Source organism: Bacillus sp. EB106-04-04-XG123, from assembly GCF_058791855.1.
In genome coordinates this window covers 736430-753697 of sequence record NZ_JBYTDZ010000001.1, presented here as the reverse complement: position 1 = coordinate 753697, position 17268 = coordinate 736430, and the positions used below count along the sequence as shown (strand labels likewise).

Annotated in this window: 33 protein-coding genes and 1 pseudogene; all 34 read left to right on the top strand. The window is 41.7% G+C overall.

Annotated elements, in window-relative coordinates:
* Window positions 1–11: 11 nt before the first annotated feature.
* The 34 genes and pseudogenes from AC3WTB_RS03975 (at window position 12) to AC3WTB_RS03810 (ending at window position 17264) form a co-directional block, all read left to right on the top strand.
* Window positions 12–230 carry a hypothetical protein gene (locus tag AC3WTB_RS03975; protein ID WP_034282981.1) on the top strand — a complete coding sequence of 73 codons (219 nt, stop codon included), beginning with the start codon at window positions 12–14 and terminating at the stop codon, window positions 228–230.
* Between the two features lie 118 nt (window positions 231–348).
* On the top strand, window positions 349–804 hold the full coding sequence (locus tag AC3WTB_RS03970) for a DUF1064 domain-containing protein (protein WP_492333353.1): 456 nt from the start codon (window positions 349–351) through the stop codon (window positions 802–804).
* A 113-nt stretch (window positions 805–917) separates the two neighbouring features.
* On the top strand, window positions 918–1073 hold the full coding sequence (locus AC3WTB_RS03965; RefSeq protein WP_162842487.1) for a hypothetical protein: 156 nt from the start codon (window positions 918–920) through the stop codon (window positions 1071–1073).
* 75 nt (window positions 1074–1148) lie between these two features.
* Window positions 1149–1349 carry an XtrA/YqaO family protein gene (locus tag AC3WTB_RS03960; RefSeq protein ID WP_488701931.1) on the top strand — a complete coding sequence of 67 codons (201 nt, stop codon included), beginning with the start codon at window positions 1149–1151 and terminating at the stop codon, window positions 1347–1349.
* Window positions 1350–1366: 17 nt separating this feature from the next.
* Window positions 1367–1615, top strand: coding sequence for a hypothetical protein (locus AC3WTB_RS03955; protein ID WP_492333352.1), 249 nt, complete (start codon window positions 1367–1369; stop codon window positions 1613–1615).
* Window positions 1612–2871 carry a DNA cytosine methyltransferase gene (locus AC3WTB_RS03950; RefSeq protein ID WP_492333351.1) on the top strand — a complete coding sequence of 420 codons (1260 nt, stop codon included), beginning with the start codon at window positions 1612–1614 and terminating at the stop codon, window positions 2869–2871. Before AC3WTB_RS03955 ends, AC3WTB_RS03950 begins: the two co-directional genes overlap by 4 nt.
* Window positions 2872–2900: 29 nt before the next feature.
* Window positions 2901–3452: a dUTP diphosphatase gene (locus AC3WTB_RS03945; protein ID WP_492333350.1), complete on the top strand. Its 552-nt coding sequence runs from the start codon at window positions 2901–2903 to the stop codon at window positions 3450–3452.
* 3 nt (window positions 3453–3455) lie between these two features.
* Window positions 3456–3827, top strand: coding sequence for a hypothetical protein (locus AC3WTB_RS03940; protein ID WP_342488950.1), 372 nt, complete (start codon window positions 3456–3458; stop codon window positions 3825–3827).
* The gene (locus tag AC3WTB_RS03935; protein ID WP_492333349.1) at window positions 3827–4255 is read left to right on the top strand and encodes a YopX family protein; all 429 of its coding nucleotides are present in this window, start codon (window positions 3827–3829) and stop codon (window positions 4253–4255) included. The genes AC3WTB_RS03940 and AC3WTB_RS03935 overlap by 1 nt, the downstream gene beginning before the upstream one ends.
* The gene (locus AC3WTB_RS03930) at window positions 4252–4728 is read left to right on the top strand and encodes a YosH family protein (RefSeq protein ID WP_492333348.1); all 477 of its coding nucleotides are present in this window, start codon (window positions 4252–4254) and stop codon (window positions 4726–4728) included. Before AC3WTB_RS03935 ends, AC3WTB_RS03930 begins: the two co-directional genes overlap by 4 nt.
* Before the next feature lie 9 nt (window positions 4729–4737).
* Window positions 4738–5529: a DNA-methyltransferase gene (locus AC3WTB_RS03925; RefSeq protein ID WP_492333347.1), complete on the top strand. Its 792-nt coding sequence runs from the start codon at window positions 4738–4740 to the stop codon at window positions 5527–5529.
* Complete coding sequence (gene yqgA / locus AC3WTB_RS03920; RefSeq protein WP_492333346.1) at window positions 5526–5951, top strand: cell wall-binding protein YqgA; 426 nt, start codon at window positions 5526–5528, stop codon at window positions 5949–5951. Before AC3WTB_RS03925 ends, yqgA begins: the two co-directional genes overlap by 4 nt.
* Before the next feature lie 12 nt (window positions 5952–5963).
* Complete coding sequence (locus AC3WTB_RS03915; RefSeq protein WP_492333345.1) at window positions 5964–6104, top strand: hypothetical protein; 141 nt, start codon at window positions 5964–5966, stop codon at window positions 6102–6104.
* Entirely contained in the window at window positions 6101–6298 is a 198-nt protein-coding gene (locus AC3WTB_RS03910; protein WP_492333344.1) for a hypothetical protein, read from the top strand. The genes AC3WTB_RS03915 and AC3WTB_RS03910 overlap by 4 nt, the downstream gene beginning before the upstream one ends.
* Window positions 6299–6387: 89 nt before the next feature.
* Window positions 6388–6510, top strand: a complete 123-nt coding sequence (locus AC3WTB_RS03905; RefSeq protein ID WP_255222326.1) for a hypothetical protein — start codon at window positions 6388–6390, stop codon at window positions 6508–6510.
* A 17-nt stretch (window positions 6511–6527) separates the two neighbouring features.
* Window positions 6528–6983 carry a sigma-70 family RNA polymerase sigma factor gene (locus AC3WTB_RS03900; protein ID WP_176966786.1) on the top strand — a complete coding sequence of 152 codons (456 nt, stop codon included), beginning with the start codon at window positions 6528–6530 and terminating at the stop codon, window positions 6981–6983.
* A 159-nt stretch (window positions 6984–7142) separates the two neighbouring features.
* The gene (locus AC3WTB_RS03895) at window positions 7143–7364 is read left to right on the top strand and encodes a hypothetical protein (protein WP_492333343.1); all 222 of its coding nucleotides are present in this window, start codon (window positions 7143–7145) and stop codon (window positions 7362–7364) included.
* Between the two features lie 134 nt (window positions 7365–7498).
* Entirely contained in the window at window positions 7499–7936 is a 438-nt protein-coding gene (locus AC3WTB_RS03890; protein ID WP_098676728.1) for a terminase small subunit, read from the top strand.
* Window positions 7923–9227, top strand: coding sequence for a PBSX family phage terminase large subunit (locus tag AC3WTB_RS03885; RefSeq protein WP_098676727.1), 1305 nt, complete (start codon window positions 7923–7925; stop codon window positions 9225–9227). Before AC3WTB_RS03890 ends, AC3WTB_RS03885 begins: the two co-directional genes overlap by 14 nt.
* Window positions 9224–9499: a hypothetical protein gene (locus AC3WTB_RS03880; protein WP_098676726.1), complete on the top strand. Its 276-nt coding sequence runs from the start codon at window positions 9224–9226 to the stop codon at window positions 9497–9499. Before AC3WTB_RS03885 ends, AC3WTB_RS03880 begins: the two co-directional genes overlap by 4 nt.
* Window positions 9500–9501: 2 nt before the next feature.
* Entirely contained in the window at window positions 9502–10962 is a 1461-nt protein-coding gene (locus tag AC3WTB_RS03875; protein WP_492333342.1) for a phage portal protein, read from the top strand.
* Window positions 10943–11857, top strand: coding sequence for a phage minor head protein (locus AC3WTB_RS03870; protein ID WP_492333341.1), 915 nt, complete (start codon window positions 10943–10945; stop codon window positions 11855–11857). The genes AC3WTB_RS03875 and AC3WTB_RS03870 overlap by 20 nt, the downstream gene beginning before the upstream one ends.
* Window positions 11858–11979: 122 nt before the next feature.
* Window positions 11980–12645: a phage scaffolding protein gene (locus AC3WTB_RS03865; protein WP_492333340.1), complete on the top strand. Its 666-nt coding sequence runs from the start codon at window positions 11980–11982 to the stop codon at window positions 12643–12645.
* Window positions 12646–12657: 12 nt separating this feature from the next.
* Window positions 12658–13644, top strand: a complete 987-nt coding sequence (locus AC3WTB_RS03860; protein ID WP_492333339.1) for a coat protein — start codon at window positions 12658–12660, stop codon at window positions 13642–13644.
* A 13-nt stretch (window positions 13645–13657) separates the two neighbouring features.
* A pseudogene (locus AC3WTB_RS03855) lies at window positions 13658–13906 on the top strand (fibronectin type III domain-containing protein); the annotation flags it as partial.
* Complete coding sequence (locus AC3WTB_RS03850) at window positions 13907–14098, top strand: hypothetical protein (RefSeq protein WP_410610377.1); 192 nt, start codon at window positions 13907–13909, stop codon at window positions 14096–14098. It begins immediately after the preceding pseudogene.
* A 4-nt stretch (window positions 14099–14102) separates the two neighbouring features.
* The gene (locus AC3WTB_RS03845) at window positions 14103–14399 is read left to right on the top strand and encodes a phage head-tail connector protein (protein WP_350391402.1); all 297 of its coding nucleotides are present in this window, start codon (window positions 14103–14105) and stop codon (window positions 14397–14399) included.
* On the top strand, window positions 14393–14734 hold the full coding sequence (locus tag AC3WTB_RS03840) for a phage head closure protein (RefSeq protein ID WP_492333338.1): 342 nt from the start codon (window positions 14393–14395) through the stop codon (window positions 14732–14734). The genes AC3WTB_RS03845 and AC3WTB_RS03840 overlap by 7 nt, the downstream gene beginning before the upstream one ends.
* On the top strand, window positions 14727–15146 hold the full coding sequence (locus AC3WTB_RS03835) for an HK97-gp10 family putative phage morphogenesis protein (protein ID WP_046526966.1): 420 nt from the start codon (window positions 14727–14729) through the stop codon (window positions 15144–15146). Before AC3WTB_RS03840 ends, AC3WTB_RS03835 begins: the two co-directional genes overlap by 8 nt.
* A 15-nt stretch (window positions 15147–15161) precedes the next feature.
* Window positions 15162–15560, top strand: coding sequence for a DUF3168 domain-containing protein (locus AC3WTB_RS03830; protein ID WP_117729829.1), 399 nt, complete (start codon window positions 15162–15164; stop codon window positions 15558–15560).
* A gap of 13 nt (window positions 15561–15573) precedes the next feature.
* Complete coding sequence (locus tag AC3WTB_RS03825) at window positions 15574–16098, top strand: phage major tail protein, TP901-1 family (protein ID WP_269794404.1); 525 nt, start codon at window positions 15574–15576, stop codon at window positions 16096–16098.
* The gene (locus tag AC3WTB_RS03820; protein ID WP_409481916.1) at window positions 16085–16360 is read left to right on the top strand and encodes a fibronectin type III domain-containing protein; all 276 of its coding nucleotides are present in this window, start codon (window positions 16085–16087) and stop codon (window positions 16358–16360) included. Before AC3WTB_RS03825 ends, AC3WTB_RS03820 begins: the two co-directional genes overlap by 14 nt.
* A gap of 68 nt (window positions 16361–16428) precedes the next feature.
* A complete protein-coding gene (locus AC3WTB_RS03815; protein ID WP_409481915.1) occupies window positions 16429–16938 on the top strand; it encodes a tail assembly chaperone in 510 nt (169 codons plus the stop codon).
* A gap of 17 nt (window positions 16939–16955) precedes the next feature.
* Window positions 16956–17264, top strand: a complete 309-nt coding sequence (locus AC3WTB_RS03810) for a hypothetical protein (protein ID WP_492333337.1) — start codon at window positions 16956–16958, stop codon at window positions 17262–17264.
* The last annotated feature ends 4 nt before the right edge of the window (window positions 17265–17268 follow it).

Genomic DNA, 17268 nt, shown 5'->3' with positions numbered 1-17268 from the left:
GAGGTAAGCGAATGAAGCAGGTAAAGTTTAAATTTGGTGACATCATCGAAAATGGATGGGCTGGCACAATGAACCCAACCAAAATAGGAATTTTTGTGAGGCATAAACGGAGAACAATTGAGTTAACAGACGGGGAAGGAAAGTTTTGGGAAGTCTATCACAATTCAGACCACAGAAACACCAGAATCGGAAGCATCTATGAAAACCCGGAGTTGTTAACAGAAAAATAATGAATCCTAGCATCACTGAACTACTGAAACGAACCAATCTAAACGAATCTGAAAAAGAAAAACTCGTTGCCGAACTGAAAAAGCACTTCCAGCAACGGAAAGCGAGGATCAACAAAACATGTCCAATAAATACGGCGCACGCAAAACGTTAGTAGACGGCATCACCTTCGACAGCAAGGCAGAAGCCAAATACTATGAGCAGCTTAAATGGCTCAAGCAAGCCAAGCAGATAAAAGATTTTTCATTACAACCACGCTTCGAGCTTCAAGAAGCATTCAAAAAGAACGACAAGACTTTTCGGAAGATTGAATATATTGCAGACTTCGAGATCACTCATCTCGATGGATCAAAAGAGATAGTTGACATCAAGGGCATGGAAACAAAGGATTTTGCAATTAAACGAAAGCTGTACGAACGCAAATTCGATACGCCATTAAAGGTTATTGCTTTTGATCGGTCGCTAGGTTTTATCGAACTGGACAAACTCAAAAAGCTGAAAAGGAAGGCGGGGAAACCAACTGTTAAACGTGGTAATAGCAGACGATCGTCCGTTGTGGGTAAGGCAGGAAGATAAGCTTATGGCCTGTATGACACGTTGTTCGCAGTTCAAACAATGCTCAAGCCGCTTCGGAGCAGATTGCAAGCGAATGGGCGGAGCAGAAATACCGAGGATCGGAGGTGGAAAGCATGAGCGGAAAGCCTAACAATCCATATGCAGCTGGGCCAGTCATCGAGTGGAAGATGACTAAAGAAGAGCTTGAGGCATATCTAGCCAAGCATCCCATCGTGTATCGGGAAGAACTAAAACCATCACCATCATATCAGATGGATAAATGGGCATAAAAAAACACCGAAGCCGCTGCTCCAGTGCTAATTAAATCTGACACTTTAATTATAACACATGGGGGCATGAAGCGGATGAAACCAACTGAAATTAAAGACTTTGATACAACGATTCAAAACGCAATAGAACCCGGTAAGGTCCGCATCATCGTGATTGACGGCAATGAAGGAACTGCCCATATTACTGACGCACCTGAACACGGGAAAACAATCATTCAAACGGCCAAAGGCGCTTTTGCTAGGGTCGATCATGAAATAGGATTCAAGATCAAATAATCGGAGGTTGAAAGAGTATGAATCTACCAAAACACGTTGAACTGTCACAGGCCGTCAAAGCCTGCAAAAACAAAGCGATGACGATTGATGATGCAGCTGCATTTCTAGGTGTACCCACATTTTTTGTACCAGTGCTTGCTGACTACTGCCCTGACCTAATCATAGAGGGCAATGTAGTCATGGCTAAAAGGGAATCAAACGGACCTGTCATATTCACCCTGCTGTTTTTCATGGGGATTATTGCTGTCGCTGGGTTGATGCAATGAAACAGATTGATCTATTTAGAGAAATCATAGTAGACAACTTTGCAGGTGGCGGGGGAGCAAGCACAGGCATTGAGCTTGCGACAGGCTTATCAGTTGATATTGCTATCAACCATGATCCTGCTGCCATTGCAATGCATGAGGTGAACCATCCTGACACAGAACATTATTGTGAATCTGTGTGGGATGTTGATCCGAAAGAAGCTGTTAAAGGTCGAAAAGTCGGTCTAGCATGGTTTTCTCCTGACTGTACACACCATTCAAAGGCAAAAGGCGGCAAGCCTGTAAAACAGAGTATCAGAGGGCTTGCGTGGATTGCTGTTAGATGGGCGATAGCGGTAAAACCACGCGTCATCATGCTTGAGAACGTTGAGGAATTCAAAGATTGGGGGCCTGTCTCTAAAGAAGGTAAACCGATCAAGGAACAAAAGGGACAGACATTTCAATCATTCGTCAAAACGCTGGAATCACTTGGGTATGAAGTGCAGTTCAGAGAGTTAACAGCCTGCGACTATGGAGCGCCAACCATAAGAAAAAGATTCTTCATGGTTGCAAGATGTGACGGAAAAGAAATCGTATGGCCGAAGCCAACACATGGTGATCCTAAAAGTCTTCTTGTTCAAACGGGAAAGCTCAAGCCGTGGCGATCGTCTTACGAAATTATAGATTGGTCCATAGGGGTGCCTAGTATATTCATCAGAAAACGGCCCCTTGTTGAAAATACGATGAAACGAATCAAACGAGGCATTGATAAATTCATTGTGAACAATCCAAGTCCTGTAATGGTACCGGATAAGAGCAAAGCCGCTTTCTTGATTAGCTATTACACTGAACAGTCAGATAAAGAGGTAAGAGGTCTTTCGCTTGATCGTCCATTACACACAATCACAGCTGGCGGCAATAGATTTGGATTAGTGACAGTTGCATTTTTGACTAAGTATTACGGTCAAGGAGTAGGACAGCGATTAGACGAGCCATTGCATACCATTACAACCAAAGATCGTTTCGCATTAACAACTGTTTGCACAAATGGTCAGAGGATCGCAGACATCGGATTGCGTATGTTGCAACCAAACGAACTATTTGCAGGGCAGGGGTTCCCACCTGGATATACATTCAACATCGGTAATAAATCTGACCAAATACGCAGGGTGGGAAATAGCGTTCCACCGCAATTTGCAGAGCAGCTGGTGCGGGCGAATTTACCTGAGTTATGTGTACCTGAACATATGAACAAATATTATAGTAAAGCAAATTAGGCAGCCTAGCGGCTTAGGAGGAAAAAATAATGAACCTTGAAAAAATGTTTAAAATGCAAGCGGAGTTAGACCGCCGAATCATCCGAGAAAAAGGGCTGGAAGGTCGAGACCTTCTTCCCGGCCTTATCTTGGCTTTGCAGGTGGAACTAGCGGAATGCGCTAACGAGTGGCGAGGCTTTAAATTCTGGAGCAATGACCAGCAGCCGAGGGAAGAAAAGTTACTCGAAGAATATGTGGACTGCCTGCACTTCATATTGAGCATTGGAAATCAGATTGGATATTTAAATGCTAATGATGTTAATGATTTGCAATTTGTAGTTGTTGAGAACAAGGGTGTGTCTGCTTTCGGGGATTTGTTCAATTCCATTTCATCACTTAGCGGAGAATTAAGGGATGAATCAATATATTTGTCTTCACATGATAAATATTTCAAACGGAAATTTATTGAGCGTCATTATCAAGAAATCTTTCTGAGATTTAATGCGTTGGGAGATTATCTTGGCTTCACACCTGAACAAATAGAACAAGCATACACGGAAAAAAACGCCGTCAATCATAAGCGGCAGCAGGAGGGTTACTAGGTTATGAACTACTCACTATATTTGATTGACGATAGACTCGTTATTGATCTTGGAGCAGGCGAAAAGAGTCAGCATAAAGCGTTTAGCGGGGTTCCTGAATTAGTAGAAACACACACTTTCTATCAAGAACCAATCGGACAAGTTGAAATAAGTGATGAGCAACTAGCAAAGATCGAGCTTGATTTTCATAATGGCGGCTTGTGTGATTACTGCGATGAACTTTCAAACAAAGTACGTCCTTCTCCTTTTATGGGTGACATCGGCTCAAGCATGTGTAAAGACTGCTGGGACATGACAAAGAAAGAGTATGCGGCTTCACATGATGAGTATATAGGGGATTTTGAGGATTACCCTCACTGGAAGGAGCAAGCCTGATGGATATTGTAATCAGATATGTCTTTAAACACCGAGCCACCGGAAACATTGAAACTAAGGTATATTCAATCAGCCAATTAGAAGAGCGGGCAGCACAAAAGCTGTCGCCATGCTTCAATGAGACCGATTACGAATTGATTGCACGGAACTTGTTTACTGGATTGAAAGATTCAGAAGGAAATGAAATTTATGGGGGGGATGTCATCTTAATCACTTATGACGAAGCCTTTTCAGAACTCCCTTACTATATTGGAGAAGTTAATTTTAGAGCCGATGACAATTATCCTGCATTTGATTTGTTACCGTGGATTGATTGCGAAATGAACGCATTAAGCTGGCTGAAAAGCGAGAGCGATCCTTCTGTGAAAAGCTATGAAGTCATCGGGAACATCTATCAAAATCCTGATCTATTGGAGGAAACACAATGAACGAAAACAACCCGATTATCTCATCTGTAATTACAAAGCTGCACCAACAGCAGGAAAAGGGCCTGAAAAAGTACGGGGTTGAGGTTGAAACCTCTTCCCACGACTTAAAAGGATGGTTACGACATGCGCAGGAAGAAGCAATTGATTTTGCGACATACCTTGAAACGGCCATTCAGTTACTGGAGGAACAGGTTAAAAGCAAAAAAGAAGAAATGAAGTTTTATGAGACGCACGAGCCTTATTATGCATTAATCAAAGCGCGGAATATCGAACGTGCAATGCAAATTTACAATAATGACGTTGCAGATGACGGAGACGAATTGAAAATTTCCGAAGTCACTCAAACCTATGCAGCAATCAGACACAGTCGAACAGTTGGCGAGGACGGAAAACCGTTATCGGTTAAAGAAGTGCTAGAGGACATAACTAACGATAATGAAATGGTTCTAGGAAGAGACGGTAACTTGATATGAGAAAGGAAAATGGAAATGATAGAACAAAATAAAATATATAATTTTGACGCAATAACGTTTCTGGAACAGGTATATGAGGAGTTTGGGGATGAGTCCATAGATATGTTTTTGGTGGATTTTCCTTATACCTTTAGAGGTAAGAATCGAGTGACAGCTAATAAATGGGATTTACCTGTAGATACGGATAGATTCTTTAAATTGGCGGCAAAAATGCTTACTAAAACAGGAGTAATTGCTTTGACAGCTACAAACCCCTTTGCAAGTTACTTGGTATCAAATCACCAAGATATGTACAAGTACGAGTGGATTTGGGAAAAAGATAACGGTAGTAATTTTACTCATGTCAAATACCAGCCGTTTAAGGTACATGAACAAATATTGATATTTGGAAAGAGCGCAACTACCTATACAAAAAAAGGGATAAATATGACATACAACCCTCAATATTCGAAAGGAAAACCCTACAAGGTTAATCGTAGTGGTATGACTAGCAATCTTGCAACCTCTGTTGGGTATGAGCGCACAAGCGGAGATTACGAAGGGAAAAGATACCCAAGAAGTGTTCAAAAATTTAATATGGAAAAAGGTTTACACCCAACCCAAAAACCTGTTGCTTTATTTGAATATTTGATAAAGACATACACGAGTGATAACGGTATTGTAATCGACTGTTGTGCAGGTAGTGGAACTACTGGTGTAGCGGCTGTGAACACTGGACGTAGATTTATATTAAATGATATTGATCCAAAATCAATTTCGACTATGGAGCGCAGAGGACTTTCAAAGGAGGTTTTTGTATGAAAAAACTACTAATCACACTAACTATTATTTTTGCGGCGGTCCTTTATGCGCCGTCTGCTCAAGCTGTTTGGTCAAATTGGCAAACGGAGGGATATGGTCATCAAGTGCGAGTCTTTACCGATGACACCAATTATTATGCAGGTGCTTCTACCGTTGACTGGCGAGCTGAAAAGAAGGGATCAAGCACGCTTTATTACACTGCTGGCGTTTACAAAAAGCGAAGCGGTGGTGGTTTAACAGATACTAATTTAGTGCAAAGGGGCAGTTTCAAAGCGTCAACGCCTCTAAAGTCGTTTAGTGTTAAAGAAATTCGCAAGCGTACCGGCAAAGGAACATACGTGATCCAGCTAGACTGCTACACTGATTCAGCAAAGACAAAATATATCGGAACCTTTGAATCCGTTAAATTTAATATCCGATAAGGGGGAGCGAAAATGATAATCAAATTTGATAGATCAGAACTAGCGGCCATCAAGGACAACATTAAAATGCACGGCCATAAGCTAACGGAAACAGAAAAATGGATTTTAGCAAAGATGGGAGCTGCTTTATCAGAATTGGAGGTAGCGGAATGAAATTCTTAGAATTAACTAAACCAAATGGTAAAAAAATTATGATTAATTCCAATAAAATCATATTTTTTGAAGATCTGCTTAATGAAACTGGATGTAGGATTTTTGATGATAAAGGCTTCATTGATGTTGTTGAAAGTTATGATTATGTTCAAAGAATGGTAATGGTATTGGGTAGAGATAGAGTAACTAAATAAGTCCAAGACGGAGAGCCTGCGGACACTGATCAACACCTTTTACGGGTGCTGGTTGGTGTCCGTTTTCTTTTTGTCTGAAAGGAGCAGCCATGAAGAAGGAAAAGCCGAAAAAACAGCCGCAGGAGCTTACAGAAAGAGAGATACGTGAACTCATGGGGCAAAACATGCAAAGACTGAAAAGAGCCAAAGGCGGGGCGTACAAGCGTAAATAACAGAGAGGGGAAACAACATGAACAAAAAAGAGATTGAAGGACTCATTCACAATTATCACTGGATGGCGAAAGAGGTTCAGCGTCTCCAGCGTGTTTTATATGGTACTGACATTCCTATGCGCAGCTGGGGCGTTGCTCAATACGGCATCGAGGCAACTTTACCAAAAGGGAGCAAAGGAAAAAGCCAAGCTGAATTGCGTGATATGGATATGAGGGAAGAAAGATTATTTAAACGTCTTCGGAAATTCGAAGAACGTGTATACGCAATAGAGGCAGCAGCAAGCAAAATTGAAGGCGAAAAGCACAGAGTGGTCTATGACTGCATGATGGAAGGTATGAGTTATCGAGCCATCGGACTTCACTTGGGCCTGTCTCGTGAAAAGGTACGGCAGATGAAAGATAATATCATCGACCAATTATGCCAATATTGCCACTTTGTGCACTTGTTGAATGATGAAAAATCCGTAGTGTAAAATGGAAGGCAGGACGGGGAGGCACAATTTTCCCGCGTCACCACAAATTAATATATTTTCTCTTGCTCTTGCTCTTGCGAGCTTGGGATTCGTTCGACAAATTTCGCGAAAAGTTCCATGTGCTCACTTTCTGCCGATATAAATGCGGGAGGGGATAATATGTGGAACAAAAATCACTTGAGCATTCACAATCAAGCGGAAAAACCTTTTTTTACGATATTACAACAGAATGGAAATGTCGATATTCTTAATAAACAAGGTGACGAAAAAAGAATCGGTGTAAACACTGACGGCATGTATGTATTAATGCAAGCATGGCTTAAAACTAACCATATGCTTGATCGAGAAAAAAGAGATAAATTAATAGAACTATTGAAATAGCATCCTGCGGGGTGCTTTTTTTGTTCCCTGTAAACTGCTTCCGGTGAAGAATCTCTATAAAAAGCATCGGCTTAAAGGTAGAGTGCGGCGGCAGTTTAGAGCGAACAAATTAAAAGGGGGTAGGGTGATATGCAATGAAACTGACAGAAAAACAGAAGCGCTTTGCTGACTACTACATCGAACTAGGAAATGCTACAGAAGCCGCTAGGAAAGCAGGGTACAGCTCTAAGACCGCTAAATCAATCGGTCAAGAGAACCTGACTAAACCTGACATTAAATCCTATATTAAAGAGCGGTTGAATGAAAAGGATGCTGAAAGGATAGCTTCACAGGACGAGATCCTTGAGTTTCTAACAGCTGTCATGCGTGGAGAGAAAACAGAGCAAATACCTGTTGGCTTAGGTGAAGGCGCACAGCAACTAGAAGACAAAGACCCTTACTTGAAAGACCGAGTGAAAGCCGCTGAACTATTAGGGAAGCGTCATTCCATGTGGACAGATAAAGTTGATATGGTGGGGAATGTTGGCGTTCGTATTGTTGATGATATAGGTGATGACGATGACCATGATTAAAATATCAGAAGTGTTGGCACCTGCCTTTCATGAGTTTTGGAGGTACAGGAGAGCAAAAGAGCATCTTCATTACGTTATGAAGGGCGGCCGTGCTTCTGGTAAATCATTCAGCGTGGGCGTTGGTGTGGTAACAGACATCATTGAGTACCCTGTTTCCGCTCTCGTGCTGCGTAAAGTACAGAATACGCTTGTTAAATCAGTTTTTGCACAGATAAAGCAAGCAACGGTAACGCTGGGTGTCTCTCATCTATTCAAGTTTGTTCCTTCCAGGTTAGAGATCACATACAAGCCAAGAGGGAACAAGATTTACTTTGCTGGTGCTGACGATCCTGACAAGCTCAAATCAATCAAAGACGCTGATTTTCCAATAGGTGTTATGTGGATTGAAGAGCTTGCAGAATTTAAATCAGATGAAGAAGTAAGCACAATTATGAACTCGGTTCTACGTGAAGAACTAACACACAAAATAAAGCCGGACAACCCACGTAAACGGGCAGGGAAGTTTGATTATACGTTCTATTACACTTATAACCCGCCAAAGCGTAAGCAAAATTGGGTTAATAAGAAGTATGAAACGGCATTCCCTGCTGAGAACACGTATATTCATCATTCAACATACCTAGACAACCCTCATCTATCAAAAGCGTTTATCAATGAGGCTGAGGAAACAAAAGCCAAAAATGAAAAGAAATATAGATGGGAATATCTTGGTGAAGCGATTGGAACTGGTGTTGTTCCGTTTGATAACCTTCAAATCAAGAAAGGCAGCATAACTGATGATATGGTCCGCTCCTTCGACAATATACGACAAGGCGTTGACTTTGGTTATGGTCCAGATCCGCTCGCTTTCGTCAGATGGCACTATGATAAGAAACGAAGCAAAATATATGCACTTGATGAATTATATGATCACAAAGTTTCTAACAGAGAACTAGCGAAGTGGATTAAATCAAAAGGCTATGAAAGCAATGAGATTACAGCCGATAGCGCTGAGCCAAAAAGTATAGACGAGCTTAAAAAGGAACACGGCATTAGAAGGGTTTCAGGAGCAAAGAAAGGCCCTGACTCGGTTCAATATGGTGAGGAATGGCTTGGTGATTTAGATGAAATAGTCATTGATCCGTTGAGAACACCAAATCTAGCCCGTGAATTTGAGAACATTGATTATCAAACAGATAAAGACGGCAACCCTAAACCACGCCTTGAGGATAAAGAAAATCACTCTATTGATGCGACTAGATACGCATTTGAGCGTGATATGAAACAATCGGGGGTGAGGGTATTAACGTGAAAAAGATTAGCTTTGAAACTGAAAAACCGAATGATTGGCGCAAAAAGAATCGTGTGCAGCTTAATGAAGATCAGAAAAGCATAGTGGAATCATTAGAAAAGATGCTTGCTGATGCAAAAAGCGGAAAGATACACAAAATGATTGCTGTTTCTGAGGTTGAACAAGATCAGTACACATTGTTTTATCGAGGCGCAACCTATCAAGAGGCGTTAAACATGACACATACGCTCATGAATCACATGTTTGAACAATGGTATGGAGAGGAGGAATGACCATGTACCCAACATCGCCAACACACACAGAAGAGTTGATAAAAGTCATCGAAGACAGCGCAGAAACATCTGACAAGCTACCCGATACAACCATTCTTCAAAAGATGATTGATAAACACGCTGTAGAGCGGGATCAGATGCTCGAAGGTGTCGCTTATTATCTTAACCAAGCGGACATTAAGAAACGCGTTCGCTATTACTATAAACATGGCGTTAAAATGGTTGATACAGATAAACCGAACAATCGAATTTCTCATAACTGGCATAAGCTGCTGGTGCAACAGAAGGTCCAGTATCTTCTAGGCAAGCCAATCACCTTTAACGCAGAAGATGAAACGTTCCTTGAAGTTGTAAACGACTTTATAGACGAAGATTTTGATGATTGTATGCAAGAATTGCTCAAAAATGCTAGTAACAAGGGTAAAGAATGGCTTCATCCATTTGTTGATGAAGAAGGTAATTTTGATTATCTTCGCATTCCAGCAGAGGAAGTCATACCGGTTTATGATTCAACAAAAAAACGCAGCCTGCTTTATGCTATCCGTTACTATGATGTTAAAAACATTGATGATGAGATCACTCGCAAAGTGGAATTATACACAGATGAACAGATTTTCTACTATGTTGAGCACAACGGGTCTTTGATTCAAGATTTCGACTATAAAAACAACCCTGAAAGCCATTTCTACGACAAACGAGGGAAAGGGTATGGCTGGGGTAAGGTACCGATGATCGAGTTTAGAAACAATGAAGAGGGTGTCAGTGACCTTATCTTCTATAAAGACTTGATCGATCAATATAATAACAACATTTCAAATAACGCAAATACGTTTGATGAAATGCAAGACTTAATCTATGTCCTGAGAAACTTCGCAGGGCAAGATTTAAGCGAGTTTACAACAAATCTACGTCACTATAAAGCTGTGGAAGTGTCTGGTGATGGAGGACTAGAAATGAAGAGTGCTGAAATTCCAATGGATAGCGCAAATTCACATCTAGACCGATTAGAAGAGAATATTTACCGCTTTGGACAGGGAGTAAACAACAACCCTGACAAAGTGGGGAATTCACCTACCAATGTTGCAATTAAAAATCTATATTCATTGCTTGATCTAAAGGCGAATGAAGCAGAGCGGAAATTCCGGCCAGCTTTAAGCGCCTTTTTTTGGTTCTTCACCGAATATCTAAAAATGACAGGTCAAGGCGAATACGATCCCACGCTTTTACAGATGACATTTAACCGCTCCCGAATGACAAACGAGCTTGAGCAGGTTCAAATGTCGAATCAGAGCACAGATTTAAGCCGTGAAACACGCCTTGCGAATCATCCGTGGGTAGATGACGTGGAAGCGGAATTAAAGCGTATCGAGGCAGAGGAAGCCGAATACAGAAACAGCATGCCGCCGTTAACTGATATTGAACCAGAAACGGACGGTGAGGAAGATGAACCAAAACGAGATTGATAAACTGCTCGACGACATGATCACAGAGGATGCCAAGAAAATTGATGCTGTCTTTGCTAAGAGATTGAAAGAAATCAATCAACAAATCGCGGCACTTTATGCGAAATACAGCATAGATGGCAAGTTGTCCATGGCTGATCTCAACAAATACAACCGCTTCAAAAAAGAAATGGAGCGGATGACAGAGGAATCAAGCAAAGCATTTAAAACGGTTCTTATAATTGTAGAGGCGTTGGCTGCCAAGCAGTTTCTTGAGAACTATATGCGTTCTGCCTATCTCTACGAGATAGAAGCAGCCGTGAAAATGGGTTATACGTTGCCAACCACTGCGATGATTCAGCAGGCAATATTAAACCCGATAGCTGAATTGACTTTATCCGCTTTATATAAGCGTCACCGTGATGATTATGTCCGTCAGATTCAAATTTCCATTGCTCAAGGCATTCAAGCGGGTGAGGATTATAGCAAAATAGCCAAGCGAATTGAGAGAAGCACAGAATTCGCGAGAAAAAAAGCCCGTGACGTAGCGAGAACGGAAGTTCATAGGGTACAAGTCTCGGCGAGGATGAAAAGCGCTGAAAAGGCTTCTAAGCACGCCAATTTAGAAAAGGTGTGGAATTCTACCCTTGATCTAAAAACAAGGCTGGGGCACAGAAAGCTAGATGGGAAGACCGCTAAAAATGGATTGTTCGTTTCTATTTATGGCGGTGTTGGCCCCGCTCCCGGTCAAATGAACAACGCCAAAGATGATATAAACTGCCGCTGCACAATCTCATTTAAGGTAAATGGCAAAATGCCGGACACGAGAAGAGCGAGAAAGGGCGGTTCTGGAGCGGGCGAGGTTATCCCATACCAAACCTATGAAGAGTGGTACAAAACAATAGAGAACAAATAATCAACTGTCCTGAGCATGACATAAAAAGGCTCTTTTGCTCATTCTAAAGGCTTGGAGCCAAACTAAGCGTAAATCCTGTGCGTGAGGTGGACACGCAAAAAAACATCAAAGGAGAGGTTGAAATGAGTTTAAAAGAATTACTTGGTGATGATCTGTATGCGCAAGTCATTGAAAAAGCAGGAGATCAAAAAATTGATATTGTTAGTAACGGTCAATGGTTCCCTAAAGAGCGGTTTGACGCAGTGAACAATGAAAAGAAGGAATTGAAAAGCCAGCTTGACGAGCGGGATCAGCAGTTAAGCACACTGCAAAAGCAAGCAAAAGGGAACGAAGAATTACAATCAGTGATCGAGCAGCTGCAAGAAGAAAATAAAAAAGCGTCTGAGGAATACCAGCAAAAGCTGGACAAGCAAGCCTTTGACTTTGCTCTCGAAAGTGCTTTACGTGATGCAAAGGCGCGAAACATTAAGTCTGTGAAAGCTAATTTAAACGTTGAAGAACTTAAATTGGCTGGCGATAAGGTCATTGGTCTTGATGAACAGTTAACCGCTCTTAAAGAGAGTGACAGCTATCTATTTGAAACCGAAAATGAAAGCCCCCCGGGTTTAGCTGGAAGACAGCCACATGGAACAGGAAATTCAGTGGCTAATTTGCCAACAGCTAAAAATCCATTCAGTCAGGACCATTTAAACCTAACTGAACAGGGTCAAATTTTAAGTAATGATCCAGAGCAAGCTAAAAAATTAATCATCCAAGCAGGCGGGAATCCTGCAATCTATGGATTATAAAGGAGAATTTAAATGGCAGTAACTAGAGTTCAGGATGTTATCATCCCGGAAATTTTTAACCAGTACACAATGAACAACACTGTTGAACAAACAGCAGTATATCGAAGTGGAATTATTCAGCCTGTACCGGGCCTAATTGTTCCGAATGGCGGAGATACAGTGAATATGCCTTTCTGGAATGACCTTGAAGGAGATCCAGAAGCTATTCAATCAGACTTTGCTTTAACTCCAGAGAAAATCAAATCAGGTAAAGACGTCGCCCGGGTATTTGAGTATGGAAAGGCTTGGAGTGCGGAAGATTTAGCAGGAGAGCTTGCAGGATCAGATCCAATGAGAGCAATTGGGGATCGTGTGAACTACTATTGGGATAGACAGTTTCAAAGAATGATCTTCCTTATGTTGGATGGTGTCTTTGGTAGCAACATCACTAATAACGAAGGTGATCTAGTATTAGATATTTCGAGCGGCGACGGGAAAAAGTACACAACTTACCTATTTGCTGGCGGTGCTGTTGGTTATGCTCCAGGAATGCCTAAAACACCAACGGAAACAGATCGAAATTCATTAAAAGGTGAGGACATTCTGATCAATCGTAAGAAGTTTATTATGCATCCACGTGGTTTCAAATGGACTGAAGTTGATGTTGCTAAAGAAATGCCTACATTCAAAGAGTTGGCGAGTGCAAAGAACTATGAACGTGTTTATGACAAAAAGAAAGTCCGAATTGTGAAGATTATTTCCAATGAAGGACCAGATGCAGCAGCTAAATCAAAATTAAGCGGTGAAGTGATTCTTGATGCAGCTCAATTACTTGGGGATGCTAAAGGGAAATTCACTTCAATTGCAATGCATTCAGTAACGCATACAAATTTACAGAAACAAAACTTGATTGAGTTCATTCCTAACAACAGAGCTGATGTAGGTTTCGGAACATACCTTCAAAAATCTATTATTGTTGATGATTCACTTCCAGTGGTAGAGCCTATTCCTACGCCCTAATGCGCCCCAAAATCTACGGTTTACAAGCACAAGTAAATCTGTGACTGTTAATTGGGATGCCGTAGCTGGGGCGGATTCATACAATGTTTATCGGGGAGCAGACAAACGTCTTGATAAGAATGTAACCAAGCCTGAATACAGCACGGACGGTCTAACGCCTGATACTAAGTTAACAATCAATGTCACTTCTGTTAATGAGAGCGGCGAATCTGCAATGTCAGAAATCGCAACTAAAACGGAAGCAGAAGGGGGCACCGAGTAAATGGGAGCAACAACCTTTTGGCTCTTGGAACAAGAATTGAAAAGGCGCGCGAAGATTGAAGAAAATGCTCAAGACGACCTGTCTTATGAAGAAATGACTGTTGAGCAGCTAAAGCAGGAAGCGAAAGATAAAGGTATTGCTGGTTATTACAACATGAAGCGTGAAACACTGCTTGAAAAATTGAAAGGGTGATCCAATGGACATCCAACAGATTAAAAGAATGATAGGAATGACCACAGATAAGCACGATGATTACTTGTCTGAGGTTGTTCCTATTTTTGTTGAATATGCTTCTGATTTTTGTAAGAACAAGTTTGATGCAGATGACCTGCCGGCGGGTGTAAAATTCTTTGTTGCGAAAGCCGCTGAGTACAACTTAAAGCCAGCAGGTTTGGCAAGTCGAAGTATGGGTGATGTGTCGTACTCTTATGACACTGATTTTCCTGAAACGGTCACTAAGTACCTGTACCCGTATAGGAGGGCTTATTGGTGAGTTATGTATTTGAAGAGTTCCCACATAAAATCACGTTTCAAAAATTTGAAAAAGTGCCGGACGGTGGCGGTGGATTCACAGAAAAGTATGTGGACTATCTGACAATACCTGCTAGGGTCACGAGTGTTTCATCAAGAGAATTTTACCAAGCTCAACAACTACAATATCCAGTTGACCACAATGTGTATTTTGAATATAGGGAAGACATTGAAAAGACCATGCGAATTAAACACCAAAATAAAATACTCACATTGAAGTCAGATCCTATCGACCAAGGCGGGGAAAATGAAATCATGTGTCTCAAATGCCAAGTTTCTGAGGTGCTCAATGGCTGAGGTATCCGGGAAATGGGCTAAACAAATGGCGAAAACGGTTGAGAAATTCGAGCGAAAAGTCATAGATCGAGCAAAACAAATTGTCACAGAAACAGCAGAACTGATTTACAGTCATGCTGTCATTAATGCGCCAACAGCAATGATCGATGGTGGGAACCTTAAAAACTCGATTGAGGTTGAATATCGAGACGAAGGGTTAAAAGCCATCATCACCGTTGGTGCTGATTATGCGATATATGTTGAGTACGGAACGGGTATTTATGCAGAGGAAGGCGGCGGCCGTCAAACACCGTGGGTTTATTATGATGAAAAGCTAGGCCGATGGGTGATGACTAGAGGTATGAGGGCGCAGCCATTCTTTAACCCAGCTGTCGAAGAGGGTATGAGGCACTTTGCCCGTGAAACGCAATAGAAAGGAGCTGCTCAAATGCGCTCATCATTGTGGCCGTTACAGGCTGCTATATTTGAAAGGCTATCTATGGATAAGCGGTTAAACGAACGTGTCACAGGCGTTTTTGATGCGGTTTCCAAAGATACTAAAAAGCCTTATGTCTCTATGGGTGATGACGATGTAGCCTTATTCGAGACCAAAACGTCTGCTGGCGAGGTTGTAAACGTGGTTTTACACTGTTGGTCAGATTACAACGGAAAAAAAGAAGCACAGCAGGTCATAGACCTTATGTTGCAAGCATTAACGAAAAGGCCCCTAGAAATAGAGGGCTTTTCTTTATGCCGTTCTGAGCTGAGAGGGATGCAGGTCATCACAGACATAGACGGATATACAAAACACGGTATCTTGCGAATGAGATACACGATAAACAATTGAGAGGATGGTTTTAGTGGTAAACCTATTGAATGGTAAAGATGAAATCTATTTTGTTCAATCGATGGATGCGGCAGATGATGAGGGTTTATTTATTGCATTCCAGACGGAAGGCTCTCACACAAAAGAGCAGGACACGCTGGATGAAAGTACAAAGTCAGGCCGTATCGTTGGGTATGGCACAAAAAGTGAATCTGTTGAATTATCTTTCTACGCCGCGGACAATGATCCGGGTCAAAAAGCCATTGAAGCGGCATTTGATAATGAAGAAGCTATCCAGGTTTGGAAAGTGAATCTCAACTTAAATAAAAATGGGAAGCATGATTCGGAATATGGTCATGCCATTATTGAAAACCTTGAGAAAAGCGCGCCACAGGATGGATTTATTGAGGTTTCAACAACGTTACCTGTATTGGGTAAAACGCAAAAAGGTGAGCTAAATGCGTTAGATCCTGCTTTCATTGCTCAAATCCGCTCTACCGCTGGAGCTGACAGCTTCAAGCAGTTCGGCGAGCTTAACAAGAAAGTTGAGACACCCTAAGGAGCCCCAAAATCTATCGTTTACCGCCACGTCAGACAGTATTTCAGTAAAGTGGGATGCGGTAGAAGGGGCGACTTCATATAACGTATACAGAGGCGCAGACAAGCGTCTTGATAAAAACGTCACTGACACAAGTTATGTCGCAACAGGTATGAATCCTGATACCAAACTAACAGTGAATGTGACAGCAGTGAATGAAGCTGGCGAGTCTCCAATGAGTGAAATCGTTACACAGACGGCACCAGCTGAAACAGGAGAATAACACTTGAAGGGCCTCTATTATCTGGAGGCTCTTTTCTATTACAAAAAACAAATCGGGGGTTTTTATAAATGGCTACTTTAACAATTGGAGATAAGGAATATGCAGCAAGATGTGACTTTGCATTTGATCGTACAGCAAACGAGAAATACACAACGAAAGAGGAAGACAAAGCAGGCGGCACAATGAACATTTATATGGGTTTACTCAATGAAGATGCTTTAATGCTTTCAGCTTTTTGGGATTGTGCTCTCTCTCATTTGAAGAGTGGTAAACCAACAGCAGATCAAATTGAGGAAGCAATCATGAAAATCATTGACGAAGACACTAAAGGTGATGCTACTGACCGTTTGATTAACGAAGCATTCCAGACGCTTGAGAATGCCGGTTTTTTCAAAGGCAAGATCCGTCAGCAATGGACCATGATGGAGAAAATGGGGGCACCGAAGAAAGCGGCACCGAACGAGACACCAGAAATGGCGGCGAAACGGATCGAGGAACAGGAACAAGCGAAAGAGTACATGGAAATGCTCAAGCAAGCCCGCAAAGAGCGGATGGGATCGACTACCTCAAAGTCATAGAAGATGCAGCTCGTTGGATGGGTGTCTATGACAACGATCTTATCATGTCATGGACTCCAAACGAGTATAAACGCAAGTTAAAGGCAGCTAAGATGCGAGAAATTGATGAAATAGAGCGAATGACAATTAACGCAATGTTTCATCGGTATGCGAATAACGCCAAAAAAGTTAAACCGTCACAAATGTTTGATGCACAAAAAGCTAGGGCAGAGCTTGAGCGTGATGTCACTAGCAACCGTTTCAAAAATCAAGTGGATGCCAAACGCTTGAACGATCTCAACATTGGTTTACGGAACATACTTAGAAAATCAAAAGAAGAGGGGTGAGGGT

Excerpts from the sequence above, each read along its gene's own strand:
- AC3WTB_RS03975 (WP_034282981.1), top strand. The coding sequence starts at position 12 with ATGAAGCAGGTAAAGTTTAAATTTGGTGACATCATCGAAAATGGATGG.
- AC3WTB_RS03970 (WP_492333353.1), top strand. The coding sequence starts at position 349 with ATGTCCAATAAATACGGCGCACGCAAAACGTTAGTAGACGGCATCACC.
- AC3WTB_RS03965 (WP_162842487.1), top strand. The coding sequence starts at position 918 with ATGAGCGGAAAGCCTAACAATCCATATGCAGCTGGGCCAGTCATCGAG.
- AC3WTB_RS03960 (WP_488701931.1), top strand. The coding sequence starts at position 1,149 with ATGAAACCAACTGAAATTAAAGACTTTGATACAACGATTCAAAACGCA.
- AC3WTB_RS03955 (WP_492333352.1), top strand. The coding sequence starts at position 1,367 with ATGAATCTACCAAAACACGTTGAACTGTCACAGGCCGTCAAAGCCTGC.
- AC3WTB_RS03950 (WP_492333351.1), top strand. The coding sequence starts at position 1,612 with ATGAAACAGATTGATCTATTTAGAGAAATCATAGTAGACAACTTTGCA.
- AC3WTB_RS03945 (WP_492333350.1), top strand. The coding sequence starts at position 2,901 with ATGAACCTTGAAAAAATGTTTAAAATGCAAGCGGAGTTAGACCGCCGA.
- AC3WTB_RS03940 (WP_342488950.1), top strand. The coding sequence starts at position 3,456 with ATGAACTACTCACTATATTTGATTGACGATAGACTCGTTATTGATCTT.
- AC3WTB_RS03935 (WP_492333349.1), top strand. The coding sequence starts at position 3,827 with ATGGATATTGTAATCAGATATGTCTTTAAACACCGAGCCACCGGAAAC.
- AC3WTB_RS03930 (WP_492333348.1), top strand. The coding sequence starts at position 4,252 with ATGAACGAAAACAACCCGATTATCTCATCTGTAATTACAAAGCTGCAC.
- AC3WTB_RS03925 (WP_492333347.1), top strand. The coding sequence starts at position 4,738 with ATGGAAATGATAGAACAAAATAAAATATATAATTTTGACGCAATAACG.
- yqgA (WP_492333346.1), top strand. The coding sequence starts at position 5,526 with ATGAAAAAACTACTAATCACACTAACTATTATTTTTGCGGCGGTCCTT.
- AC3WTB_RS03915 (WP_492333345.1), top strand. The coding sequence starts at position 5,964 with ATGATAATCAAATTTGATAGATCAGAACTAGCGGCCATCAAGGACAAC.
- AC3WTB_RS03910 (WP_492333344.1), top strand. The coding sequence starts at position 6,101 with ATGAAATTCTTAGAATTAACTAAACCAAATGGTAAAAAAATTATGATT.
- AC3WTB_RS03905 (WP_255222326.1), top strand. The coding sequence starts at position 6,388 with ATGAAGAAGGAAAAGCCGAAAAAACAGCCGCAGGAGCTTACAGAAAGA.
- AC3WTB_RS03900 (WP_176966786.1), top strand. The coding sequence starts at position 6,528 with ATGAACAAAAAAGAGATTGAAGGACTCATTCACAATTATCACTGGATG.
- AC3WTB_RS03895 (WP_492333343.1), top strand. The coding sequence starts at position 7,143 with ATGTGGAACAAAAATCACTTGAGCATTCACAATCAAGCGGAAAAACCT.
- AC3WTB_RS03890 (WP_098676728.1), top strand. The coding sequence starts at position 7,499 with ATGAAACTGACAGAAAAACAGAAGCGCTTTGCTGACTACTACATCGAA.
- AC3WTB_RS03885 (WP_098676727.1), top strand. The coding sequence starts at position 7,923 with ATGACCATGATTAAAATATCAGAAGTGTTGGCACCTGCCTTTCATGAG.
- AC3WTB_RS03875 (WP_492333342.1), top strand. The coding sequence starts at position 9,502 with ATGTACCCAACATCGCCAACACACACAGAAGAGTTGATAAAAGTCATC.
- AC3WTB_RS03870 (WP_492333341.1), top strand. The coding sequence starts at position 10,943 with ATGAACCAAAACGAGATTGATAAACTGCTCGACGACATGATCACAGAG.
- AC3WTB_RS03865 (WP_492333340.1), top strand. The coding sequence starts at position 11,980 with ATGAGTTTAAAAGAATTACTTGGTGATGATCTGTATGCGCAAGTCATT.
- AC3WTB_RS03860 (WP_492333339.1), top strand. The coding sequence starts at position 12,658 with ATGGCAGTAACTAGAGTTCAGGATGTTATCATCCCGGAAATTTTTAAC.
- AC3WTB_RS03850 (WP_410610377.1), top strand. The coding sequence starts at position 13,907 with ATGGGAGCAACAACCTTTTGGCTCTTGGAACAAGAATTGAAAAGGCGC.
- AC3WTB_RS03845 (WP_350391402.1), top strand. The coding sequence starts at position 14,103 with ATGGACATCCAACAGATTAAAAGAATGATAGGAATGACCACAGATAAG.
- AC3WTB_RS03835 (WP_046526966.1), top strand. The coding sequence starts at position 14,727 with ATGGCTGAGGTATCCGGGAAATGGGCTAAACAAATGGCGAAAACGGTT.
- AC3WTB_RS03830 (WP_117729829.1), top strand. The coding sequence starts at position 15,162 with ATGCGCTCATCATTGTGGCCGTTACAGGCTGCTATATTTGAAAGGCTA.
- AC3WTB_RS03815 (WP_409481915.1), top strand. The coding sequence starts at position 16,429 with ATGGCTACTTTAACAATTGGAGATAAGGAATATGCAGCAAGATGTGAC.
- AC3WTB_RS03810 (WP_492333337.1), top strand. The coding sequence starts at position 16,956 with ATGGGTGTCTATGACAACGATCTTATCATGTCATGGACTCCAAACGAG.